The 24,084-nt window shown below is 65.5% G+C and carries 22 protein-coding genes and 1 tRNA gene; 5 read left to right on the top strand and 18 right to left on the bottom strand.

Annotated elements, in window-relative coordinates; genetic code table 11:
• Positions 1-48: 48 nt before the first annotated feature.
• From B5G20_RS08705 to acpP, 6 genes are all read right to left on the bottom strand, one after another.
• Complete coding sequence (locus tag B5G20_RS08705) at positions 49-1,098, bottom strand: beta-ketoacyl-ACP synthase III (protein ID WP_239286949.1); 1,050 nt, start codon at positions 1,096-1,098, stop codon at positions 49-51.
• Complete coding sequence (locus B5G20_RS08710; RefSeq protein WP_239286950.1) at positions 1,095-2,045, bottom strand: acetyl-CoA carboxylase carboxyltransferase subunit alpha; 951 nt, start codon at positions 2,043-2,045, stop codon at positions 1,095-1,097. The genes B5G20_RS08705 and B5G20_RS08710 overlap by 4 nt, the downstream gene beginning before the upstream one ends.
• The gene (gene accD / locus B5G20_RS08715) at positions 2,023-2,907 is read right to left on the bottom strand and encodes an acetyl-CoA carboxylase, carboxyltransferase subunit beta (protein WP_087356516.1); all 885 of its coding nucleotides are present in this window, start codon (positions 2,905-2,907) and stop codon (positions 2,023-2,025) included. The genes B5G20_RS08710 and accD overlap by 23 nt, the downstream gene beginning before the upstream one ends.
• Entirely contained in the window at positions 2,908-4,425 is a 1,518-nt protein-coding gene (gene accC / locus B5G20_RS08720) for an acetyl-CoA carboxylase biotin carboxylase subunit (protein ID WP_087356517.1), read from the bottom strand.
• A gap of 11 nt (positions 4,426-4,436) precedes the next feature.
• Positions 4,437-4,946 carry an acetyl-CoA carboxylase biotin carboxyl carrier protein gene (gene accB / locus B5G20_RS08725; protein WP_255377034.1) on the bottom strand — a complete coding sequence of 170 codons (510 nt, stop codon included), beginning with the start codon at positions 4,944-4,946 and terminating at the stop codon, positions 4,437-4,439.
• Positions 4,947-5,136: 190 nt separating this feature from the next.
• Positions 5,137-5,367: an acyl carrier protein gene (gene acpP / locus B5G20_RS08730; protein WP_087356518.1), complete on the bottom strand. Its 231-nt coding sequence runs from the start codon at positions 5,365-5,367 to the stop codon at positions 5,137-5,139.
• Positions 5,368-5,654: 287 nt separating this feature from the next.
• On the opposite strand from acpP, the gene B5G20_RS08735 reads away from it, so the two are divergent.
• Positions 5,655-6,419, top strand: coding sequence for a ChbG/HpnK family deacetylase (locus B5G20_RS08735; protein ID WP_087356519.1), 765 nt, complete (start codon positions 5,655-5,657; stop codon positions 6,417-6,419).
• A gap of 247 nt (positions 6,420-6,666) precedes the next feature.
• Here B5G20_RS08735 and B5G20_RS08740 read toward each other — a convergent pair whose 3' ends face one another.
• The 7 genes from B5G20_RS08740 to B5G20_RS08770 all read right to left on the bottom strand — a co-directional run bounded on the left by B5G20_RS08740 (position 6,667) and on the right by B5G20_RS08770 (position 12,667).
• Complete coding sequence (locus tag B5G20_RS08740; RefSeq protein ID WP_087356520.1) at positions 6,667-9,324, bottom strand: ABC transporter ATP-binding protein/permease; 2,658 nt, start codon at positions 9,322-9,324, stop codon at positions 6,667-6,669.
• 245 nt (positions 9,325-9,569) lie between these two features.
• Positions 9,570-10,109 (bottom strand): 50S ribosomal protein L9, encoded by a 540-nt coding sequence (gene rplI / locus B5G20_RS08745; protein ID WP_087356521.1) that lies wholly within the window; start codon positions 10,107-10,109, stop codon positions 9,570-9,572.
• A gap of 24 nt (positions 10,110-10,133) precedes the next feature.
• Positions 10,134-10,406, bottom strand: coding sequence for a 30S ribosomal protein S18 (gene rpsR, locus B5G20_RS08750; RefSeq protein ID WP_087204217.1), 273 nt, complete (start codon positions 10,404-10,406; stop codon positions 10,134-10,136).
• A gap of 139 nt (positions 10,407-10,545) precedes the next feature.
• Positions 10,546-11,013: a single-stranded DNA-binding protein gene (gene ssb, locus B5G20_RS08755; protein WP_087356522.1), complete on the bottom strand. Its 468-nt coding sequence runs from the start codon at positions 11,011-11,013 to the stop codon at positions 10,546-10,548.
• A gap of 90 nt (positions 11,014-11,103) precedes the next feature.
• A complete protein-coding gene (rpsF, locus tag B5G20_RS08760; RefSeq protein WP_087356523.1) occupies positions 11,104-11,397 on the bottom strand; it encodes a 30S ribosomal protein S6 in 294 nt (97 codons plus the stop codon).
• Between the two features lie 427 nt (positions 11,398-11,824).
• A tRNA-Gly gene (locus B5G20_RS08765) sits at positions 11,825-11,899 on the bottom strand.
• 246 nt (positions 11,900-12,145) lie between these two features.
• Positions 12,146-12,667 (bottom strand): nitroreductase, encoded by a 522-nt coding sequence (locus B5G20_RS08770; protein ID WP_087356524.1) that lies wholly within the window; start codon positions 12,665-12,667, stop codon positions 12,146-12,148.
• Between the two features lie 384 nt (positions 12,668-13,051).
• On the opposite strand from B5G20_RS08770, the gene B5G20_RS08775 reads away from it, so the two are divergent.
• Both B5G20_RS08775 and B5G20_RS08780 read left to right on the top strand, forming a co-directional pair.
• A complete protein-coding gene (locus B5G20_RS08775) occupies positions 13,052-14,014 on the top strand; it encodes a DMT family transporter (protein WP_143750258.1) in 963 nt (320 codons plus the stop codon).
• A 116-nt stretch (positions 14,015-14,130) separates the two neighbouring features.
• Positions 14,131-15,561, top strand: coding sequence for a 6-phospho-beta-glucosidase (locus tag B5G20_RS08780; protein WP_087356525.1), 1,431 nt, complete (start codon positions 14,131-14,133; stop codon positions 15,559-15,561).
• 61 nt (positions 15,562-15,622) lie between these two features.
• Here B5G20_RS08780 and B5G20_RS08785 read toward each other — a convergent pair whose 3' ends face one another.
• Complete coding sequence (locus B5G20_RS08785) at positions 15,623-15,856, bottom strand: hypothetical protein (protein ID WP_087356526.1); 234 nt, start codon at positions 15,854-15,856, stop codon at positions 15,623-15,625.
• 259 nt (positions 15,857-16,115) lie between these two features.
• Here B5G20_RS08785 and B5G20_RS08790 point away from each other — a divergent pair, with 259 nt between their 5' ends.
• Positions 16,116-16,970, top strand: a complete 855-nt coding sequence (locus B5G20_RS08790; protein WP_087356527.1) for a LysR family transcriptional regulator — start codon at positions 16,116-16,118, stop codon at positions 16,968-16,970.
• 122 nt (positions 16,971-17,092) lie between these two features.
• Here the strand turns inward: B5G20_RS08790 and B5G20_RS08795 are convergent, their stop codons facing one another.
• The 4 genes from B5G20_RS08795 to B5G20_RS08810 form a co-directional block, all read right to left on the bottom strand.
• A complete protein-coding gene (locus B5G20_RS08795) occupies positions 17,093-17,488 on the bottom strand; it encodes a nuclear transport factor 2 family protein (RefSeq protein WP_087356528.1) in 396 nt (131 codons plus the stop codon).
• Between the two features lie 54 nt (positions 17,489-17,542).
• Positions 17,543-18,391 carry an aldo/keto reductase gene (locus B5G20_RS08800; protein ID WP_087356529.1) on the bottom strand — a complete coding sequence of 283 codons (849 nt, stop codon included), beginning with the start codon at positions 18,389-18,391 and terminating at the stop codon, positions 17,543-17,545.
• A 312-nt stretch (positions 18,392-18,703) separates the two neighbouring features.
• A complete protein-coding gene (locus tag B5G20_RS08805; protein ID WP_087356530.1) occupies positions 18,704-19,204 on the bottom strand; it encodes a hypothetical protein in 501 nt (166 codons plus the stop codon).
• A 78-nt stretch (positions 19,205-19,282) separates the two neighbouring features.
• On the bottom strand, positions 19,283-20,845 hold the full coding sequence (locus tag B5G20_RS08810; protein WP_087356531.1) for a hypothetical protein: 1,563 nt from the start codon (positions 20,843-20,845) through the stop codon (positions 19,283-19,285).
• Positions 20,846-21,011: 166 nt separating this feature from the next.
• Between B5G20_RS08810 and B5G20_RS08815 the strand changes: the two genes are divergently transcribed.
• On the top strand, positions 21,012-23,927 hold the full coding sequence (locus B5G20_RS08815; RefSeq protein WP_158094430.1) for a S8 family serine peptidase: 2,916 nt from the start codon (positions 21,012-21,014) through the stop codon (positions 23,925-23,927).
• Positions 23,928-24,084: the final 157 nt, after the last annotated feature.

Here is a 24,084-nt window from a genome sequence, read left to right on the forward strand (position 1 = left end):
TCATGTGCGTCGGGTGACTCACAATAACCCCGTCCCAAAATGACGCATTTACGACGAGGCGACCTCGACCAGGCAGCTTGCCCAGGTGAGGCCAGCGCCAAAGCCCGCCATGACCACGCGCGCCGGCGTGACGAGCGCGCCCGTGCGCACGAGCTCGTCGAGGAGGATCGGCACGCTTGCCGCACTCGTGTTGCCCGTGTGGTCGATGTTGCCGGCGCAGCGCGCCGGGTCGAGCCCCAGCTTGCGCACCGCCACGTCGACGATGCGCTTGTTGGCCTGGTGAAAGACAAAGCGGTCGACGTCGGACGCGTCCACGCCCGCCGCCTGGAGCACCTCGGAGGTGCACTTGGGCAGAACCTCCGTGGCAAAGCGAAAGACCGCGCGCCCGTCCATGGTGAGGTAGCTCGGGCGCGGCTCGCCGGCCTCGTCCACGCTACCCACGCCCGGGGCAAAGAGCGCCTCGTCGTTGCCGCGCGAACCCCAGGTTGCCGTGAGCGCCGGTGCGTCGGCGGCGCGCTCGAGCACCGCGGCGCCCGCGCCATCGCCAAAGAGCACGCAGGTGGAGCGGTCGGAGAAGTCCATCACGCGGCTGAGCTCCTCGGCGCCCACCACGAGGGCAAGCGGCTGGGGCGTGTGCTCGAGCAGGCTCGCCGCCACGTAGAGCGCGTAGACAAAGCCCGCGCACGCGGCGTTGACGTCGAGGCAGAGCGTGTCCTCGGCAAGGCCGAGCTCGCGCTGGAGCAGGCACGCCGTGGAGGGCGTGGCCGCCGCGGGGGTAAAGCTCGCCACGAGGCAGATGCCCACCTCGTCGGCTGTGTGCCCGCTCGCCTCGAGGGCGCGGCGGGCGGCGTCGCGGGCGAGCGTGAGCTCGGACTCGCCCTGCTCGCGGTCGCAATAGCGCCGCGAGCGGATGCCCGTGCGCGTAGAGATCCACTCGTCGGAGGTGTCGACGATCTGCGCGAGGTCGTCGTTGGTGACGGTGCGGCTCGGGAGCGCCGAGCCCGTGCCCACGATGCGCACGCCCGGCACGCGGCCGACCTGCGGTGTGGACTCGGGCGCGGCCGCGGCGTTGGTGTTCATGGCCTCAGTCGCACTCATACGCGCCCTCGCCTCACGGCCGTCGCGCCCATGGCGCGGAACTTGCGGTAGCGGTCCTCGAGGAGCGCCGGCCGGCTCATCTTCTCCAGCTCGGCGAGCTCGCGCGAGATGGCAGTGTCTACCACCTGGAAGAGCGCCTGCGAGTTCTCGTGCGCGCCGCCGGCGGGCTCGGGGATGATCCCGTCGATCACGCCAAGCTCGAGCAGGTCATCGGCGGTGAGCTTCATAACCTCGCAGGCCTCGTCGGCGCGGCTCGCGTCCTTCCACAGAATCGAGGCAAAGCCCTCGGGCGAGAGCACCGAGTACACGGCGTTCTCGAGCATAAGCACGCGGTTGCCCACGGCGAGCGCAAGCGCACCGCCCGAGCCTCCCTCGCCGGTGATGACCGAGACCACGGGCACGGTGAGCGAGCTCATGAGCTCGATCGAGCGGGCGATGGCCTCGCCCTGCCCGTGCTCCTCGGCCTCGAGGCCCGGATAGGCGCCCGACGTGTCCACGAAGGTGATGATGGGGCGGCCGAACTTCTCAGCGGCGCGCATGATACGCTGCGCCTTGCGGTACCCCTCGGGCGAGGCCATGCCAAAGTTGCAGGCGATGCGCTCCTCGATCGTGGCGCCCTTGCGGTTGCCGATCACAGTGACGGGACGCCCGTGGAAGCGGGCGATACCGCCCATGATGCTCGGGTCGTCGGTCTGGGAGCGGTCGCCGCGCTGCTCAAAGAAGTCGCCGAAGAGCGCCTTGATGAACTCGGCCACGCCCGGTCGGCCCGGCTGCCGGGCGAGGGCCACGCGCTGGGCCGCGGTGAGCACGTCCGTCGGGGCGGCATCCGCCGCGGGGCGGGCGACCTCGGCCGGCGCGCCGTCGGTGGCCGTCATGCCGGCCGCCGCCGTGACGCGCTCGGCGAGTGCCTCGGTGTTGGCGAGCTTATCGGTCGTGGGTTCGGTCACGGTTGACACCTCCCTTTCCATGCAGGGCGAGCACGCGGATGAGCATCGAGCGCATCCGCGCGCGCGGAACGACGGCGTCGAGGAAGCCGTGCTCAAGCTGGAACTCGGCGCTCTGGAAGCCCTCGGGGAGCTTCTCGCCGATAGTCTGCTCGATCACGCGCGGGCCGGCAAAGCCGATGAGCGCGCCCGGCTCGGCGAGCATGATGTCGCCCAGGCTCGCAAAGCTCGCGGTGACGCCGCCCGTGGTGGGGTGCGTGAGCACCGAGATGTAGAGGCCACCCTTGTCGGAGAAGCGCTGGATGGCCGCGGAGGTCTTGGCCATCTGCATGAGCGAGACGATGCCCTCCTGCATGCGTGCGCCGCCCGAGGCGGAGAAGATGATGAGCGGCAGGTGGCTCTTGCCCGCACGCTCGATGAGCCGTGCGAGCTTCTCGCCCACCACGGCACCCATGCTCGCCATGAGGAAGCCCGTATCGAGCGCCGCCACGGCCACGCGCACGCCGCCGATCTTGCCGAGACCCGTTACCACAGCGTCGCCGAGATGGGTCTTGGCGTTGAGACCCTTGAGCTTCTCGGGGTAGCCCGGAAAGTCGAGCGGGTCGCGCGAGACGAGGTTGGGGTCGAGTTCCTTAAAGGAGCCCTCGTCGAGGATGATGTGCAGACGCTCGCGCGCCGGCAGCGGGAAGTGGTGCCCGCAATAGGGGCACACGCGCTGGTTGGCGTCGAGCTCCTCCTCGGGGAGGTCGCGCCCGCACGAGGGGCACGTCGTCGCCGCGGTGCGCCGGCTCTCGGTGGCGGCCCCGCCGCGGAGCTTCTTGAGGGCGAGCAGCCGTTGCCGGCGCTCAGCCAGAATTCCGGCCATTTACGCCTCCTTTTCCGTCGCCACGGGGGTGGCGGGGGCAGCGGGCTCGGCCGCCGTGCCGTCGCCGGCCGCGGCGGGCGCCTCGTCGGCCACCGCGGCCTTTTCCGCGGGCTCGGCGGTAGAACCGACAGCGGCCTCGGCCTCCTCGGGCTCAACGCCCGCGCTCCATGCCACGAGCGTGTCGAGGTTCTGGTCGATGAACGAGGTGTCATACGCCCCGCGCACAAACTGCGGATGGTACATGATCTGGTGCAGCAGGTCCACGTTGGTTACGGGGCCGGCCACGATGGTCTCTTCGAGCGCGCGGCGCATGCGCTTGATGGCCTCGAGACGCGTCGGCGCCCAGCAGATGAGCTTGGCGATGAGCGAGTCGTAGTAGGGCGGCAGCTCGCAACCGGCGTAGAGGCCGGTGTCGACGCGCACGCCCGCGCCACCGGGCAGGTGCAGAAAGTCCACGTGCCCGGGCGCCGGGAGGAAGTTCTTCGTCGGGTCCTCGGCGTTGATGCGGCATTCGATAGCGTGGCCGTTGGAACGAATGTCGTCCTGTGTAAAGCTGAGCGAGAGCCCGGCCGCCACGCGGATCTGCTCGCGCACGAGGTCGGTAGCCGTCACGATCTCGGTGATGGGGTGCTCGACCTGGATGCGCGTGTTCATCTCGATGAAGTAGAACTCACCGGAGGGGTCGAGGACGAACTCGATGGTGCCGGCGTTGACATAGTTCGCGGCGCGCGCAGCCGCCACGGCCGCCTCGCCCATGCGGGCGCGGAGCTCGGGCGAGAGCACGCGGGCCGGGGTCTCCTCGATCATCTTCTGGCCGCGGCGCTGGATGGAGCAGTCGCGCTCGCCCAGCTGCACCACGTTGCCGTGGGAGTCGGCCATGATCTGAAACTCGATGTGGTGCGGGTTGAGAACGAGCTTCTCGAGGTACATCTCGTCGTCGTTAAAGCACGCGCGCGACTCGGCGCGGGCCTCCTCAAAGAGCGTCTCAAAGTCCTCCGGATGAAAGACCTTGCGCATGCCGCGCCCACCGCCGCCCGCAGCGGCCTTGATGAGCACAGGGTAGCCGATCTTCTCGGCGATCTTGGCGCCCGTCTTGGCGTCGGGTACGTCGCCGTCCGAGCCGGGCACGACCGGCACGCCCGCGCTCTTCATGAGCTCGCGTGCGGCTGCCTTGTTGCCCATGCGCTCGATGACCTCGGCCGACGGGCCGATGAAGACGATGCCCTCGGCGGCGCAGCGGCGCGCGAAGTCGGCGTTCTCGGAGAGGAAGCCGTAGCCGGGGTGGATGGCGTCGCAGCCCGTGGCCTTGGCCACGGTGAGGATGGCGTCGACGTCGAGGTAGCTCTTGGCCGACGGCGCCGGGCCGATGCAGTAGGCGTGCTCGGCGAGCTGCACGTGCAACGCCTCGCGGTCGGCCTCGGAATAGACCACCACGGGCTCGATGTCGAGCTCGCGGCACGCGCGGAAGATGCGAACGGCGATCTCTCCGCGGTTGGCGATAAGGATGCGTTTGAACATGGCAGCCCCGCCTAGTCCGCGCGATAGCGGATGATGGGCGCGCCGAACTCCACGAGCTCGCCGTCGGCCACGAGGACCTCCTCGATGATGCAGTCGCAGGGGGCCGGCACCTCGCTCATCATCTTCATGGCCTCGAGCAGGCAGACGGTATCGCCCTTCTTAACGTGGTCGCCGGGCTGCACGTACGGGTCCTTGTCGGGCGCCGGGGCGGCGTAGAAGACGCCCACGAGCGGCGCGGTGATGCAGGTGCCCTCGTCTGCGGCGGCTGCGGGCGCGTCGGCGGTCGCCGGAGCCTCGGCGGGCACGGCGGGCGCGGCTACCGGTGCGAGCGGCGCCGGGGCGGCCACCGGGGCGGCGGGGCCGGCGAGCTGCACGACCACGGGCGCCGGTGCGGCTGATGCGGCAGCCTCACCGCGCTCGAGCTCGAGCTCGAGGCCTTCCCACGAAACCTTGAGGCGCGTGGCGCTCCCCGCTTCGAATCGATCCATCAGGTCGTAGATGTCTTGAACCTTTACGCCCACGGGAATCCCCCTTTGGTCTCTCTTCCCCTTCTTCCGGGCCCCTCGGCCCTGCCGCCCGCGACTCTGCGTTTGGCGCCGGGGCAGACGCTCTGCCCCCTGTTAGACGACGGGCGCCGGCGATGGCCCTTGTGGCCATGCCCGCGCCCGTGCGTAGCTGCGCCGCTTAGACGTGCGGCGCGGCAAAGCTCAATTAGGCGAGCTTGTTCTCGATGTAGTCGGCGAGGTCGCCCACAGTCTTGAACTGGTCGAGCTCGGTGTCGTCGATCTCGACCTCAAAGGCCTCCTCGAGGGCCATGACGAGCTCCATGGCGGCCAGCGAATCGGCGCCGAGATCCTCCTCGAGCTTGGCCTCGCGGGTGACCTTCTCAAGGTCGCAACCGACGGTCTCGGAGATAACCTCGCACATCTTCTCGAAATCCATGATCAGTCCTTTCCGGGCGCGCCGGGCACCCCTTTGTCGCGTGCGGCGCCTCGCGACGACACACCCTCCCAAAACTTAGTTAAAGTATTTTAGTTAAAAGATTTGAGATAATGGCGGCGCGGGCAAGGTTGCCGCATCTCCTCGCGGCCTACATAACTCCGCGTTAACTGGCACTTTGTCAACGGCGCACGGCAGAGGGAGGCTGTTTATGGCCGTGGGGGCAGATTGATTTGTCACGCAGCGGATAAACCTGTCACTATGGTCACATCGCGTTTAAGGAGGTACCCATGAAGCAGCTGCTCATCCGCGCCGACGATATCGGCTATTCCTACGCCGTCAACGTCGGCATCGCCCGCACCGTGCACGAGGGTCTCGTGCGGTCGGTGGGCGTTATGCCCAACATGCCCGAGACGGCCCGGGGCGTCGAGTGGGTGCGCGACTCCGATATTGCCATCGGCCAGCACACCAACGTCTGCCTGGGGCGCCCATGCGCCGACCCTGCCAAGATTCCCAGCCTGCTCGGGCCGGATGGCTGCTTTAAGAGCAGCCGCGAGTACCGCGCCAAGTACCAGGAGGGCGAGGACTTCGTAGACTTTGACGAGGCCGTGACCGAGATCGAGGCGCAACTTGCGCGCTTCCTCGAGGTCGTGGGGCGCGACCCCGACTACTTTGAGGCGCACGCCGTGATGAGCGACAACCTCAACCGTGCCATCGCCTACGTGGCCGAGCGGCACGGCTACAAGAACCAGCCCGCCTCGTTTGACCCCACCGCCACGGTTGTTTGCGGGTCGACTCCTGTGCGGATGGTCCTGCGTTCCATGACCCCCGGCTACGACCCGGCCGCTTGCATCAAGGAGACCGTCGAGACCATGGCGGACGGCGAGACCGTCGTCTTTGTGGCGCATCCCGGCTATCTCGACCAGTTCATTCTCGAGAACTCGTCGCTCACCACCGACCGTACCAAGGAGGTCGATGCGCTTATCTCGCCCGAGCTCCGCACCTGGCTCGAGGCACAGCCCGACCTCAAGCTCATCGACTACCGCGACCTGTAGGCGACGCAAACAGCTTTCCTAGCGCCGCCTTAGAGCAAAACGTCGAGAACTCGACAGCAGTTTTGTCGAGTTCTCGACGTTTTTGTTTGTCGAGTTGTCGAGCTCGTCGAGTCGACGCAGCCCCCACCCTGGTTGGGCCGAGTTTTCCAGGTACCGCAGGTTGGCCCGAAAAAGGAGGAAGCGCGCCTTAGGGCGGCGACCGACGATTGAACGGCAAGATCGGGTTCCTGAGGAAGCCGGCCGCGGGCTACTCCGTGCGCAGGGCCGTAACCGGATCCTTCTTCGCCGCCATGCGGCTCGGCGCCAAGCCGGCCACCCACGAGAGCACGACCGAAATCACCACGAGCGCCACGCCGGCAACCGGCGGCACCGCCGCCAGGTTCTCCACGCCGGCAACCGCGTAGATGATGGCGTTGGCGGGAATGTCGAGCAGCACCGTCACCCCAATTCCCAGCAGGCCGCTCACCAGGCCGATGATGAACGTCTCGGCCGTGAAGATCCGACTCACGTCGCGCTTGCTCGCGCCGATGGCGCGCAGGATGCCGATCTCTTTGGTGCGTTCGAGCACCGAGATGTAGGTGATGATGCCGATCATGATCGAGCTCACCACGAGCGAGATGGCCACAAACGCGATGAGGATGTAGGTGATCGCGTTCACGATGTCAGTCACGCTCGACATGAGCATGCCCACGATATCGGTGTACTGGATCTCGGTCCCCTCGCCGTCGGCCGCAACCTGGTCGTTATAGTCGTCGATGAGCTGGTCGATCTTCTCCTTGGCCTCAAAGTCGACGGGGTAGATGCTGATGGTCGAGGGGTCGGAGAGACTATCTTTGCCCAAGATCTCGAGGTTGCCCTCGTAGGTGGCGTTGTCGGTCTGCTCGCTCATCCGCTCAGAGAACGCCTCGGCGATATCCTCGTCGCTCAGGCCCTCGTCGCGCAGGCCGTCGATATAGCTCTGCAGCTGATCGGCCTGGTCGCTCGGCATCTGACCGATCATGGCCTCGATTTCGTCCATGGTGAGCGAGACCCCCACGTCGTCCGAGAAGGGCAGGCCCGTAAAGATGTCCGTCGTGGGGTCGGCCTCCTGTGCCTCCACCGCCGGGCTCACGTCGACTTCCTCGATCACGTGCTCGGTGAGCGCCGGGGTGTAGAGCACCATGCCCCAGTTGGACAGGCTCGAGTCCTCGGTCTGCCGCGCGATGCCGACGATCTTGACCTCCTCGGCACCGTCGATCACGTTGGTCATGTAGGCGTCGTCGTCGCTCATGTCGGCCCACGTTCCATCCGCCCGCTCGGCGTACTTGGCGCTCTCGGGCACGAGCTTAAAGGTGAGGCCCAGAAGATCGTCGTAGCTGTAGCTCGTCTGCGGGCTCGACTCCACCGTCTCGCCAGCCAGCACGTCGGCCATCATGCCGCGCAGCTCGCTTTGGTCCATAAGGCCGAGCGCGTAGAGCGTGTAGTCCGAGATGCGCCCGTTCTCGTCGGTCAGTATCAGCATCTCGTTCCAGGCGCGCGGCAGCTCGCCCGCCTCGAGGGTAAAGTCGCGCGACCACGCGTCCTCGTTGGGCATGAGCTCGTTAAAGACGTCGTACGAGGACCCCATGCTCGAGACCATCTCGGTCTGGGTCTCGCCCATCGAGATGCCGAGCGCGTCCATCACGGTGGCAGGGTTGACCTGCACCGGGCCGTCAGAAGTATCGGAGGCATAGAGGTTGATGGGCGTAGAGTAGCTGTACTTGATGGAGGTGGTGAGCTCGTCGATGTCGCCGGGGTTGGAGTCGAGCCACTCCTTGATGGCCACCATGTCGTTCTCGTTGGCGCCGGCCGCCGCGCTCGAGATCATGTTGGTCACCAGGTCGCGCGAGAGCACCTCGCCGTCGGCCGCCTCGGTGGCGGCGTTCGCGGCGGTGCCCATCATCGAGCTCATCATGCTCGCCATGTCCATGCTTGTGGCGTTGATGGTGAGCGGGTAGCTGCCCATGGTGGACTGCTCGGTCTCGGCGATGTAGTTCTGCGCGCCGTCGGAGAGCGAGAGAATCAGCGCGATGCCGATGATGCCGATCGATCCGGCAAAGGCCGTGAGGAAGGTCCGTCCCTTCTTGGTCATGAGGTTGGTGAACGAGAGACTGAGCGCCTGGCGAAAGCTCATCGAGCGCTTGCCCTTGCGCGCGTCGGCCACGGCGTGGGCCTGCACCTGCTCGGGCGTGAGGCGCTCGCGCGCGGCGTCGACCGGTGCGGTGTCGCTCGTGATGAGGCCGTCCTGGATGCGCACGATGCGGTCGGAGTAGCGCTCGGCCAGCTCGGGGTTGTGCGTGACCATGATCACCAGGCGGTCGCGCGAGAGCTCCTTCAAGATCTCCATAACCTCCACGGAGGTGTCGGTGTCGAGCGCGCCGGTGGGCTCGTCAGCAAGGATGATCTCGGGGTCGTTGACGATGGCACGGGCGATGGCGACGCGCTGCATCTGTCCGCCCGAGAGCTGGTTGGGTTTCTTTTTGAGGTGGTCGCCCAGGCCCACGCGGCGCAGCGCCTCCTCCGCACGGCGGTGGCGCTCGGCGGCGGGCGTGCCCGAGAGCACGAGCGCCATCTCCACGTTGGCGATCACCGTCTGGTGCGGGATGAGGTTGTAGCTCTGAAAGACGAAGCCCACGCTGTGGTTGCGGTAGGTGTCCCAGTCGCGGTCGAGGTAGCTTTTGGTCGAGCGGCCGTTGATGACGAGATCGCCCTTGGTGTACTGGTCGAGCCCGCCGATGATGTTGAGGAGCGTGGTCTTGCCGCAGCCGGACTGACCGAGGATGCTCACGAACTCGCGGCCGCGGAAGGCGACCGAGATGCCCTTGAGCGCGTGGACGACGGTGTCGCCGGAGGGATAGTCCTTGGTGATGCCTTTGAGTTCGAGCACGGAAGTGCCTTTCTATGCACGGCGGGCGGCACTGCGTCCGTAACGCGCCCCGTAGAGTCAGATGTGCATCATGGTACCCATTTTTGAGAATAGGGGGACGGGTGCGTTTTTCTCACTCTGGGCCGTGGCGTCTGCCGCCACGGCCCAGAGTGAGAAAAACGCACCCGTCCCCCTATTCTCAAAAACGGGGCCGCGGCGCACGGCCACGACCCCGTCTGATGCACGATGTGCTGAGCGCCTCCAGGCTACTCGGCGACCTCCTCGGTCACCTCAGCCTCGACGACCTCGACAGCCTCGGCGTCGGCCTCAGCGGCCTCCTCCTCAGCCTCGGCCTCGGCGGCGTCAACGCCGACGAGGACCGTCACCGTGGCGCGAATCTCGCGGTAGAGCGAGATGTCGACCTGGTGGACACCGGCAACCTTGATGGGCTTGCCGAGCTCGACGCGCTTGCGGTCGACCTCAACGCCCAGCTGGTCCTTGATCGCGTCGGCGATCATGGCAGCGGTCACCGAGCCAAACAGGATGCCCTCGTCGCCAACCTTGGCGTCGACGGTAACCTGCTTGCCCTCGAGGGTCTCCTTGAGCGCGTTGGCGTCCGCCAGACGGACGGCCTCGCGCTTGGCGATGTTGTTGCGGCGCTCATCGAGCTGCTTGAGATTGCCCTTGGTAGCCGCAACGGCGAGCTTCTTGGGGAAGAGGTAGTTCTCGGCGTAACCCTGGGCCACGTCCACGACGTCGCCTTCGCCACCCTTGCCCTTGATCTCACCAAGAAGAATGACTTTCATGAGATCTCCTTTACGTGTGCGCTACTAGCCGCGACGACGCTCACCGCGGGAGGAAACCACGGGAACGGTGTACGGCAGCAGGGCCATCTCGCGGGCGCGCTTGATGGCGTTCGCGATGTCATGCTGATGCTGCGTGCAAGCGCCGGTGACGCGACGCGGCTTGATCTTGCCGCGGTCGGTCATGTACTTACGGAGGAGCTGAGTATCCTTGTAGTCGATGTACTCAGTGCCCTCCTTGCAGAACTGGCAGTACTTACGACGCGGCTGACGTGCTGCAAAATCATTAGCCTTAGCCATGTCAAAATACCTTTCTTCTGGCAGGGGGCCGGAGCCCTCCACCCGCGGCGTGGCGTGTGGCCAGCCGCTCTACCTTAAACATCCGCACGGGCGGGGTGCGCTAGCGCCCCTGTCCGGCTCTATCGTGCGCAAGCGCTCGCTAGAACGGGATGTCCTCATCGTAGACATCCGCCGCAGGCGGAACCTGCACGGGTGCCTGGGGCTGCGGCGCCTGGGCCTGCGGGGCCGCATAGCCGCCGGACTGCGCGGGAGCCGGGGCGTACCCGCCCTGACCCTGCTGGCCGCGGCTCATGAACTCGATCTCATCGACGATGACCTCGAGCTTGCTGCGGCGCTGGCCGTCGCGCTCCCAGCTGCTGTAGCGGAGCTTGCCCTCGATGGCGACCTTGGAGCCCTTGGAGAGATAGCGGCTCACGGCCTCCGCGCGGGAGCCAAACATGGTGCAGTCGACGAAGTTGGGGTAGTCCTCCCACTCGCCGGTCTGCGGGTTGCGCCTCCGGTCGTTGACCGCAACGCCGAACGACAGCACCTGCGTGCCACCGGCCGTCATGCGGAGCTCGGGGTCACGGGTCAGGTTGCCGGAGATGTTAACTCGGTTGATGCTCATGCGTGCTCACTACCTCTCAGTGTCGGGCCGCACGCGTGGTGCCAGCCCATGGCCGCACCGGCAGCGCCGGACGGCCCTTCTCGCGCAGACTTACTCCATGTCGTCGCGGCGGACGATCATGTGACGCTCCACCGCATCGGTGATGCGGAGAACGCGGTCGAGCTCAGCGATCTGAGTCGGGTCTGCATGGAAGTTGATGAGGGTGTAATCACCTTCGGTGAGGTTGTTGATCTCGTAGGCGAGCTTGCGCTTGCCCCACTCGTCAACCTTGTCAACCGTGCCGTTGCCCTCAGCGATCGTGGTGTCGATACGCTTCATCACCGCGAGACGGGTCTCGGGGTCGAGTGCGGGATTGACAAAAAACAGCAGTTCATAAGCCTTCATGTGGTCACCTCCTCTGGGCATAAGGCTCCGGGTCGTGAAGGTGCGCCCGAAGCAGGAAAGGACTTCGCTACTATAGCCGCTTGCTGCCGTTTTCTCAAGGATGCGCTTCACTGCCCCCATGACCTCCACATCTTGTTGTGCCGCTCGCTGCGCCGTCCGCCGCGTGTTCTTAGGGTCCCCTGCGCATCTAACCACTTTCTGACCAGAATCCTGCGGAATCTAACCACGGTCTGACCATGTTCCAGCCGTTTTCTGACCGCCGCAGGTCGCAGGGCACGTGAACTGGTCTAGGCCAGTGGCTCTACCAGCTGCGAGGCCCGCGCAAAGCGCCACGCAATCTTCACATGGCCGTGTACCGGGCGGGCATTGTCCGGCACTCGACAGCAAAAAGCCCGGCACCGCAGGGGTGCCGGGCTTGCAACTCAAATGGAGCGGGTGACGGGATTCGAACCCGCGGATACCAGCTTGGGAAGCTGGGGCCTTACCACTTGGCGACACCCGCATATGTCTTTGCCGGGCAAACCGGCGCAGGCGATAGTATACCGTGCCCGTTTTTTCCGGGCAAGGTGCACTTGGGGACGTGTTCCATTTGACCCATTCCGGCGCCCCCCTAGTTACAGAAATCTAGCAATTTCCAATCACCCGAGTTGAGCCTGAATTGAACTCAACGCCGATTGATCGGTCGGGGGCTTCCGACCAGGCCGCATTCCCCAAAAAGGACAAGTGCCTCTGGCAAGACCAATGCCCGCTAGATGCGCATAACATAACCGTCCTTGCGCGGAGCGGCCGAGCCCTCGGGTCCCGCGGCGTATCCCAAGGCGATGGCGCCCACGCCGCGCAGCGTCTCGGGCAGGCCCCACTCCCTGAGGAGCGCCTTGCCCTCAGCGCCGTCGAAGATCTCGCGCTCGCGGTGGATCCAGCAGCTGGAGAGCCCCAGGGCGTGCGCCGCGAGCATGAGGTTCTCCAGCACGCAGGAACCGTCCTCCACGAAGGTGCCGCGCCCGCCGTCGGCGAGCACGACCACGATGACCGGGGCGCCATAGTACGGGTCGGTGTCCTTTCCCATGACGGCAGCGTTGAGCCGACGCAGGCGCTCGCGGGCACCGGGGTCGGCCACCGCCACGATCACCGGAGACTGGTGGCCGCCGCCGGTGGGCGCGAAGGTGCCCGCCTCGAGCACCTGATCGAGCAGTTCCTCCGGCACAGGCTCCGCCGTGTACGAGCGCACGCTGCGACGCGTTTTGATGAGGTCGATGAGGTTATTTGCCATGATGTCGTGCCCTTTCTCCCACCGGTACCGTCTATACAGAAAAGCCGCCCGTCTGCCAATGGCAGGCGAGCGGCGAAAAGATGACGGTATCCGGAAAAATCCGCTGTGATTTTCGAGACCCATTATGGCCTCGAAGCCAACGCTGTCAAGAGCCGGTGACGATCTGGCCCTCCTTGCTTGACATTCCCAAAGAGACTCCATACAGTTAAACGGTTTAAAAATCGTGTGGACTTTTCTGGGCGCAAGTCACCTTTTTGCCACGCAACCGAGCTTCGGTTGCGTGGTTTTTGTTTGCCGGCAATATCCGACAGCATGACCTCCTTTCCGACGGCTCGAACCGTGTGAAACCGATCCCGCGCAAAGCGGGCAGAGGAAGGAGAGGATATGAGAAACGCGATTGACCCACAGGCTCCCCTCACGAGCGCCCCGTCCTCGGGACAGCGGCAAATGATTGCGGCGCTGCAGGTCTTCGCCGGCGGCGCCTGCTATGGCGCGATGGCCACCACGTACAAGCTCGCCTACGCGGCGGGCTTTACCTCTGCGCAGGTGGTGGCAAGCCAAGCGTGGTTCGGCTGCCTGTTCTTTGTGCTTGCAACGGCCGTAAAGCTGACACGCGGCGGACGTTTGGTCCGTCTTACGGGCACGCAGGTGCTCAAGCTCATGGGGCTCGGCGCCCTCACCTGCACCACCTCGATCCTGTACTGCTACGCCATGAGCGTGCTTCCCGCGCCCGTGGCGCTCACGCTGCTGTTCCAGTTCACCTGGATGGGGCTCGTCTGGCAGACCATCATGACGCGCCGCGCACCCAAGCCCCTCGAGATCGCCTCGGCGGCGGTCATCGTGTTTGGCACCGTGTTCGCAAGCGGCGTCTACAAGACAGGACTCGCCGGCTACGACCCCGTTGCCCTTGCTTGCGCCCTCGGCGCAGCCGTGACCTGCTCGCTGTTCGTCACGTTTTCCGGCAAGGTCGAGGTGGGCTGCTCCAACGAGCAGCGAGGCGTCATCGTGTGCCTCGGCGCGGGCATCATGTCGCTCACCGTGTGTCCCGACTACCTCGTCTCCGGCGTCGTCTTCCAGGGCATTCTGCCCTTCGCCGCCGTAGCGGGATTCTTCGGCCTCATGTGCCCGGTGCTGCTCTTCGGCCTGGGCTCCCCGCACCTGCCCGCCGGCCTCTCCACCGTCATGGCGGCCGCCGAGCTCCCCGCCGGTCTCTTTATCGCCATGATCGTGCTCGGCGAGCCCCTCGGCGTCATCGAATGGCTGGGCGTGGTCGTTATCCTCGCCGGCGTGTGCCTTGCGCAAGTGCCCACGCTGAGAGGGGTCCGCTCACAGAGACCGACGGTATAGCCGGCAAGGCCGAGCCCGAAGCCCCCTCATGGCTATAGGGTCGTCTCGCACCGTGCCGTCCGCCACATGTCCAAGCGCCATCCATCAGGGGCGGTGCCCGATAAGAAGGAGAGACCATGCCATTTCCCAAAGGATTCTTATGGGGCGGGGCAACCGCCGCAAACCAGTGCGAAGGAGCGTATGACGTTGACGGCCGCGGCCTTGCCAACGTAGACGTTATCCCGCACGGCCCTGAACGCAATGATGTGAGCCGCGGCATCAGACGCATGCTCGACTTTGAGCCGGGATACTATTACCCAGCTCAGACGGGTATCGATTTCTACCATCACTACGAGGAGGACATCGCGCTCTTTGCCGAGATGGGCTTTACGGTGTTTCGGCTCTCGATCGCGTGGTCTCGCATCTTTCCCCAAGGGGACGAAACCGAGCCCAACGAGGCGGGCCTTGCGTTTTACGAGCGCGTGTTTCGTTGTTGCCGCGCACACGGTATCGAGCCCCTTGTGACCATCACGCATTTTGACTGTCCCATTCATCTGGTCAAACCGTACGGGGCTTGGCGCAACCGCAAGCTCATCGACTTCTATCGACGGCTCGTTACCGTGCTCTTTACGCGCTACAAGGGACTTGTGCGCTGGTGGATCACGTTTAACGAGATGAACATGATTCTGCATCGGCCGTTCATGGGGGCGGGCATCGTGCTCGAGGAAGGCGAGAACCCGCTTGAAGCGGAATACCGCGCCGCCCACAACGAGCTTGTGGCGAGTGCCTGGGCCACCAAGATCGCCCACGAGATCGATCCGGAAAACAAGGTGGGTTGCATGCTCGCCGCAGGCAGTTACTACCCCTACAGCTGTCGCCCGGAGGACGTGCGCGCCGCTCAGGTAAAGAACCAAGAGAACTACTTTTTCGTGGACGTTCAGGCGCGCGGGGCCTATCCCGGCTACGCGCTGAAGATGCTGGAGCGCGAGGGAATCGACGTGGGCATGACCGAGGAGGATCGCCGCGTCCTTGCCGAAAATACCGTGGACTTTATCTCGTTCAGCTACTACTCGAGCCGCTGCATCGCCGCCGACCCCGCAACGGCAGGGGGCATTGCCGAGGGCAACGCCTTTGCAGGAGTGGAGAACCCCTATGTGCGCCAAAGCGACTGGGGCTGGATCATCGACCCACTCGGCTTTCGTATCACCATCAACGACCTCTGGGACCGCTATCAAAAGCCACTCTTTGTAGTAGAGAACGGGCTGGGAGCCCACGATGAGGTCAAATCCGACGGCACCATCGACGACGACTATCGCATCGACTATCTCCGCGAGCACATCGGGGCCATGCGCGACGCCATTGAGGAGGACGGTGTGGAGATGCTCGGCTACACCACGTGGGGTCCGATCGACCTGGTCTCCGCGGGCTCGGGAGAGATGGAGAAGCGCTACGGCTTTATCTATGTAGACCGCGACAACCTGGGGATGGGCACCCTTGCGCGCTCAAAAAAGAAAAGTTTCGACTGGTACCGCAAGGTCATTGCCACAAACGGCGCTGACCTTCAATAAGGCTGCCGCGGCCTCCGGACGTCCGGCCGGAGGCCGCGGCCGACAGGGATAATGCGGTTATCTAAGAAAAATGAACGAGATCGGAATGCAGGGGGGCGAACATCATGGAACTGAAGAAGATGAGGGGACGCAGGCGGCGCTTGGCCGCGCGGGAGGCGCGGTGGCTCGCCCATGCCGCGCCGCTTGCGCACAGCGCGCGCACGGCAACGGCCACGAGCGCGACGGCAGCCGTGACGAGAAGGCTTTCGTGCGTCACCTCGTGCGCAAAGACGAGGCCGAGCAGGCGGCAGATCACGAGCGCCGTTTGCGCGCTGGATGTCGGCGAGGGTCACGTGCTCGTTGCGGAACCGCGCCGCAGGGTTCTCGTCGGTTACCGGCTCGATCCAGCGGCGGCGAGCTCGCAGGCCGCGTAGAGGCAGTTGCCCGTCCCGGTAAAATACAGCAGCATACTGGTCCTTTCCGGTAGCACGTTACCATGCAGTTCTAACGCTATCATCGGGTGAGGACGACTCACCCCGGACCGTCTCGGGGCGCATCAAGCAAAGGAGGCAGCCATGGAATTCGAGCAGCTGCGTCAGCTCGACGCCATCGCCCGCACCGGCTCGTTCTCCGCTGCGGCAGCGGAGCTCCACACCTCGCAGCCCGCCGTGAGCCGCTCCATGCGCGCCCTCGAGCACGAGCTGGAGTGCGAGCTCTTTTCCCGGTCGCGCAACAAAGCCGAGCTCAACGAGGCGGGCACGCTCGCGGTGCGCCACGCGCGCGCCATCCTCGCCGAGGAGCGACACATGCGCGACGCCTTTGCCGAGCTCGCCCGCACCAGCCGCACCCTCACCGTGGTCTCGGTCGCACCGGCGCCCGTGTGGCGGCTCACTGAGCGCGTTGTGGCCCTCTTGCCCGGCACCATTCTCACCTCGGAGGTCGAGCAGCACGAGGAGGAGGTGGAGCGCCGCCTCCTCGATCGCTCTGCCGACCTCGTGATCACCCGCCGACCCATCACCCTGCCCACCGTGCGCTGCGTGCCCTTTATGACGGAGAGCCTCTCCGTCTACGCGCCGCGCACAAGTCCCCTCGCCGGGCGCCACAGCGTGAGCTTCTCCGAGCTCGACGGCAGCACCTTTTTAATGAACGCCGCCGTGGGGTTTTGGGGCGAGGTGGTGCGCGCCGCCATGCCAAACGCACGCTTCATCGAGCAGCGCGACGGACGTGTGCTGGGCGACCTCGTCCGCACCACCGATATCCTCGGCTTTGTGACCGACATCACGCAGGCCGAGCGCAGCGGCGCGGAGGACGCGGCGCGCGTGAGCATCCCCATCGAAGACGCAGAGGCACACGCGACCTTCTACGCGGTTGCCTTGAGTGATGCCCCGCGCACCGCTCTCGACATCATCGACATCATGGGTACCCGATAGGAGCGCTCGGATAGAGCCGGGCCGCCGGGGCGGGCGGCATGCTGCGGTTTTGACTCATTTTGGGACGGGGTCAAAATGAGTCACTCGGAACGGGCGCGCGAACGCCTTTAATCAGTGCTTCCCTAGTACACGAGCGCACAGAAGCTGAACTGCACGAGCTTCCAAGCTTCGCCGTCGCCCGGCACATAGACCTCCGTCACGGCGAAGTGATGGGTGGTCTCCTCGCCGTTGAGGAGCAGGGTGTAGTTGCAGTCGGTGATGATGACCACCGTGGAATCCGCCGGTCCGCACAGACGCGCCTCCTGGTTGTTGATGGTGATATCCGTGGGCCGAAAGACGCCGTCCGCAAATGCCGCTGCCTCCTCCTCGAGCCCGCACGTCACCCCGATGTGCACAAAGCGGCACGCTGGATCGGCGATGGCGTGCATCGCGGACACATCGGACCGACGCATGGCGTCCCAGAAACGCCCGGATGTCTCCCGCACGGCGCTCAGACGGTTGTTCTCGCTCTCGTTCATGCTGGCTTCCTTTCTCTTGATGCGTCCCAGTTTCGCTATCGGTCGCGGTTCTCCCTACTCCTGCGCATCAAAGTCGGGGCGCATGGCCAGGTAGCCCGCAAGCGCCTCCTCGGTGGCGGTGTAGTAGGTCTTAGTGCCGTCGAGGCGGGCGATCTGAGTCATCTCGTCGTCAGTGAGCGCGAAGTCGAAGATGTCCGCGTTGTCGGCGATGTGCGCCGGGTTCTTGGAGCCCGGGATGATGGAGGTGCCCATCTGCACATGCCAGCGCAGGATCACCTGGGCCGGGGTCTTGCCGTACTTCTCGGCGAGAGCGGCGAAGACGGGCTCCTCCTGAAGGCCCCTGTCGCCGTGGCCGAGCGGGTACCACGCCTCGATGACCGTGCCGTACGGCGTGAGGTAGGCGCGCAGGTCGCGCTGGGCGTGGTAGGGGTGGCACTCCACGGTCACGAGCTGCGGCTTGATGTCGGCGGCCTCGATGATCTCGGCGATCTTGTCCTGCGGGAAGTTGGAAAGGCCGAGGGCGCGCACCTTGCCCGCGCGGTACGCTTCCTCCATCGTGCGCCATGCGGCAAGGTAGTCGCCCACCGGCTGGTGCAGGATGAGCATGTCGACGTAGTCGAGCCCCAAACGTTGGAGCGTGGCGTCCACCGCCGGCATGCCCGCGTCGTAGATGCTCGGCCAGAGCTTGGTGGAGACAAAGATCTTGTCGCGCGCGATGCCGCTCTTGGCGATGGCGCGGCCCACCGCTCGCTCGTTCATGTAGGCGTTGGCGGTGTCGATGTGCTCGTAGCCCGCCGCGAGCGCCGCTGTCGCGGCGGCCTCCGCCTCGGCCGGGGTCATGAGGAAGGTGCCCAAACCCTCGATGGGCATCTCTACGTCGTTGTTGAGCTTTAGATACTCCATGGTCTCCTCGCTTTCTGACTTGGCGGAGCGCGGCGCCCCTCCCGTTTGCCAAGACCATGGTCCCGCCAGGCGCGGACCCCGTACAGACAGCGATTCGACATGCCACTATGCACTCAGCGCATAGTCGATCCGGGGTGCTGCGTGTCACCTGACGCGCCCATGGATGGGAACGAGCATTGGTCCACACAGCAGGCCACTTGAGCCCCGCTCGACGCGCCAAACAAGTGAGCAAATGGGGGCGCGCTCCCCTCAACACACGCAAAATGGGTCAGACGGAACACGTCCCCAAGTGGCCCCCAACTGACCCATGGCCTAGTCGTCGTCTTTGAACAGCACCTTGTAGAGCGCCGCGGCGTCATAGATGTCGCGCGCCGTGAGGCCGAGCAGGATTATCGGCAGGATGATCAACATGAATATAAAGGTCGCAATCTCGACGACAAAGGTCCTGACCGCCGGCGCGATCACGTTGAGGACGAACATGACCACCAGATAGCCAACACCGGCGAGCACCGCAGCGAGCACCAGCGCCCCCAGCTGCACGCCCAGCGCGCGCAACGACTCGGGGGCAAACTTGATCCGGTTTCCCACCAGCCATACCGCCGCATGGATGCCCAGCAAGATGAGCATGACGTAGATGCCCGGCATCTGGTAGCTCCGCACAACCTCGGAATACGGGTCGAGCTTGCTCAGCTCCTCATACAGCATCGCAACAAGTATCAGCATCCAGCCCACGCAGAACACGTAGAACTTGTTGCGCACAAACTCACTGTTCTCAAACCTCCTGCGGCTGCGCTTGCGCATCTTTTTCTCCATGACAATCCCCCCTTGTCTCTGGGCGCGCCCCGCCGTCGGCAGCTGCAGGCCCCGCTGGCCGTGCGCCGCCCCGCCCTGCTACTGCGATGCGGCGCCGCCCGCTGCAAGCTCGGCTATCAACTCGTCAAACATCGCGAGCGTCCGCTCCTTGGCATATACGCAGCGACTCATGGGCAGCAGCTGGATAAAGTCGCGGAACGCCCGACCGATCCCCGGCTCCGCGATGTGCACGTTGCAGACGTAGGCACCGCCCTCAAACCACTGCGTCGCGTACACGTGTAGGCCGTACGCCGCATCTGCGGTAAAGGTGAGATACGGCGGAATGGAGAGCTCGCCGGGATCTGCCATGCAACCCGTCACAACGTCGGCCGCAATATCTGCGCGCAGAGCCGAGAGAAAGGCGAGCCGGGTATCCACATCGATGGGCGGCACCATATCGGCAGGCAGGTCGGCCAGCACGCCGGTATGCGCCAACGCACGCAGCCCCTCCTCGGTAAAGATCGTGCAGTAGGGCCCCGAGAGCTCGCGCAATCGCCCAAAGCGCCGGTCGCAGAGCTCAACAAGCTCGGCGCGATGCGGCGCATCGGGCACGAGGTAGCGTTCCACCAGCTCGCGCGTGTAATACCGACCGGGGCACGGCTGCGACATGATGGTGAAGTACCCGTCGGTGCCGGTGCCGTCCATGTAGGAGTCCAAGACGGCGGCGGGCTCGCTGGTATAGGAGTTGAGCGGCGGGCAGAGCGCCGCCGTGGCCTCAACGCGATCGCGGTACACGCGCGCGAGAGCCTCGTCGGCAACCACATGCGCCAAGGTGCCCCGCTGGTCGAGCCGCAGCACCGCGCGCGGCGTCGCCAAAAAGAACGGCAGCGGGTCTACGCCAACAGACCCCGGCTCGCCCTCAAAGAAGCCGTGCGCAAAATAGCGCCCGCGCGATGCGAGCGACAGGGGCAGCAGCCACTTGAGCAGCCCGAGGTTTCGGCGGCGCGCCTCGGACCCTTGGCGATCGGGGACAAAGGCAACGAGTTGGTGCAGCGTAAAGTCACGCCGCTCGTCGCCCCACAGCGCCATGACCTCGTCGACCAGAGTATCGTCGAGCGGGGCGTAGAGGTAGAGCACCGTCCCGGGCTGGGCAGTCTCGGCGCGCAACATCGCGCGCAGCGCCTCGTGCACTGCCGGGGCGCCCGAAACCACGCCGCTTGCCGGCAGCGGCGCGGGCTCCTGAGGACGTGCGCCCGGGCCGGCGGCACCCGACGCGGTGGCCGCACTGCCAGCAGCGCGCGCCGCGGCGCTTGGCGTCGCGCCGCGGCCCGCCATAGACTCCAAGCGTGAAAGGTTAAGCAGCAAATCGAGGATGACCCGCTGCTCGCCATAGGCGTCGTCGCCGTAGAGGAGCATCTCGTAGCAGCGGTTGAGCTCGCGCGTCTGCACAAGATCGAGCTGCAGGTAGCGCGCCAAGCTCCGAACCGCGGTATACGGCAGCGTCCGCTCGTCTTTGAGCGCCTTGTGGATCGAGGTGCGCTCCACGCCCGCCCCGCGCGCGACCCGCGCGACGGGCTCGCCACATTCGTCGAGCAACAGCTTGAGATAGGTCGAGAACTGGGACACCGCGCCCTCCTCCGCCGTCGATACCGCACTGCCCATGGACTCATTACACCATGTCGAACCCCCTGCAGCGACGCTCGGCGTGGGCCAAGCCGTGCGGCACCTCGCGCCAAACCCGTCACACCTTCTGTCACGCCTTGTGGAGGACGCAGGTTCTCTCGTAGGGTGGAGCCGTATGACCCACCCTCTAACCAAAGGATGCCCCATGGCCAAGCGCACCCCTCTGCTCGCCCTCATCGGATGCCTTGCGGTAGGCGCCGTCCTTGTGCTGACAGGCGTGCTCCCCCACTCCTGCGGCACCACCCAAAACGCGACCATCGAGGTACCCGAGGCGTACGCCGACCGCATCACCGTGCACGAGGAGGGCGAATTTACCTACACCTATCCCGCCAGCTCGCTTGCGTTCGATGCGGACACGGAGATGCTCTATGCGAGCGACACCCTGCTCGCCATACTCGACCCCACCGTGGACAACGCCGAGCGCCGCACGCTCGCGCAAGAGGTGCACGGCACCATCGTGGGCAACCTCACCAAAGGCGCGAACATCGTCCAGATCATCCTCGACGCCCCCGCCGACCTGCCCAGCCTGCAGGCGCTTGCCGACACGCTGATGGAACGCGAGGGCGTGTTCTTTGCGAGCCCGGAGGTGCCGGTGCTCTCGGGGGCAACCGAGAGCGGCGATGGGGGCGCTAGCGCCCAAAGCACCGTCACCAAGGACGCCAACGGCTGGGGAGACGGCGGCACCGTGGACGAGAGCCCGTCGGGCAACAACTGGTGGGCCGAGACCATCGGTGCCTATACCGCATGGGAGCTCGCCGATATCAGCTACCCCGTAACCGTGGGCGTGCTCGACAGCGGCGTGAACTTTGGCCACGAAGACCTTGAGGACGCAGGCGAGCAGCTGAGCGACTACACGACCTCCTCCCCGGACACGCACGGAACGGCGGTGGCCTCGCTCATCGCCGCGCGCGACAACGACAGCGGCCTGCGCGGCGTGGCGGGCTCGTCGGACGACGGAGGTGCGCACATCCTCGCCGTGGACTACACGGCTAACAACGGCGTGTTCTCGAGCACGGGAGACCTCCTCGGCCTGCTCAACGCCTTTGTGCTCTCAGACCAGCTCTTTAGCGGCGGCGCAAAGGTCATCAACTGCTCGTTTGGCATCAACTCGGTATCGTGGCTCCAGGCCCTGGAGGAGCTCGTCCAAAACCCCTTTGACGGTGCCGACGCCCTCGCAGACCTCATCATGCACAAGTACTCGGTTGCGATGCAGAATCGCATGGCGCGCGCCACCTCCGACATGTGCCTCAGCGCGCTTGCGAGCATGCTCAACGATGACGATACGGCGGAGCTGGAGTTTTTGATCGTGCAGTCGGCTGGCAACGATTTGGTTGACGGAGAGCCCACCGAGGCATGGCGCAACGGATACTTTGCCGGCATTGGCGAGAAGCGGTTTCTCGAGCGTTTTCCCGAGGGGAGCTGCGGGAGCGTTACCTATGAGGATGTGGAAGAGCGCCTGCTCACAGTAGGCGCCGCCGGGCGCCCCGTCTACGGCAGCCTGGACCGCGTCCCCCTGAGCGAAGACTCGTGCTATGGCACGGAATGGGTGGACATCTGCGCACCGGGTCCGCACAAAGACATCTACGCCGCCGACGCGGGCGGTGGTTACGCGCCGTTTGGCGACACCTCCGCGGCAGCGCCCATCGTCTCCGGGGCGGCGGCGCTGCTCTGGAGCATCAACCCCGATCTGAGCGCCGCCGAGGTGCGCGAGCTGCTCTGCACGAGCACCGACCACGTGGCGGAGCGCACGACCGGCTCCGGCCCGTATGACGTTGAGACCTACCCCCTGCTCGACGTGGGGCAGGCGGTGCGCGACTTGCTGCTGTACCACGCGGACGCGTATCGTCTGCAAGTGCAGGTGGTTGACAGCGACACCAACGAGCCCGTCGCCGATGCAGAGGTTACCTTTACGCCGGCGGATGACGACACGGACGAGAGCGATCCAACCACGCTCACCACAGACAGCGACGGGATCGTGAGCCTGGACGACACCGAGAAGCACTTGTACGACCTGGTGGTTGTCGCCGAGGGCTACGAGACCAACGACCTCTACCGCTTTGACACGGACGCGCTCGACGACGCGAGCGACGAGGCGCACACCAACGTCGTGCGCCTGCACCCGAGCGCCGGGACGGACGCACAGGGTGTATTTGCCGAAACCATTGACCGGCTCGCCGATACCTACGGCGTGGTAGCCACCGGGACCGAGCAGTACGCTGTGCACAACAGCCGGGGCACGCCCGTGAGCGCCGAGCGTCTCAGCGGCCTGCTCTGTGCCGATGTGTTTGACTACGACGACGACGGCTCCGACGAGTTGCTTGCCCTGTGTCTGGACCCCGCCAGCGGCTGGGAGGTGTCGGGCACCGGCGAGTGGACACCCGTGTCGCTCGTTATCGAGATGTACGAGGAAGAGGATGGCGAGGCCAAGCTTGCCGCCACCGAAACGGCGACGGTTGAGGGCCTGCCCGACTACTACCCCCTGGCCTCGCTCCACGTTTTTCGCGGCGAGCACGATGGGGCGCCGATGCTGTACGTGGACATGGCCTGCGACTTTAACCACCTGTGGTTTAGCACCGTCGGCCTGAGCTACGATGACGGCGAGATTGCGTGCCAGGGTGGCGCAGCGATGTCCGAGCACTACAACTCGACACTCTGTTGCGAGGCAGCCGATGGGCAGGCCCTGCGCACGCTGCTTGAGCTTTCGAGCTCTGGAAGCTCTGCGACTGTAGATGGCTGGCGAGAGCTCTCGCGCGTTACGTGGGACGACAGCGACCCGGCACCCGAGGACGCGCGCTTTACGAACCATCGCGAGAGCTACGCCGAGGCGCTTGCGCGCATTGGCCTGACAGATGAGGCGCCGCGCGGCTACTACGTGGGCTACGGCCCTGCGGACGACGACCCCTTCTACACCTGCAAGGCGCTCCCGCTCGAGCACCTCGCGAGCACCGACGGTAGTGAGCTCACCGCGCTGTGCGGCGTTTCCTCGGTCTCGGCCTCGAGCTCCAGCACCCTGGAGCTCACCGTGTACGACGAGAGCGCGGCGCGGGACGCGTATCGGTAGCATCGCAAGTCGCAATGGTGCCCGGCGGGGAGAGGCCCCTTCCAGCCTGTAGGTTTGGGCGGGCCCTCGCCCGCTCCGCGGCCCGAGTCGCCCGCTGGGCGCTCCTGACCAGGTTATCCTGCCGGACCGCACTTGGCCCGCGGCCAGAATCGCCCCC

It is taken from the genome of Collinsella sp. An7 (assembly GCF_002159335.1).
Classification (GTDB): Bacteria; Actinomycetota; Coriobacteriia; order Coriobacteriales; family Coriobacteriaceae; genus Coprousia.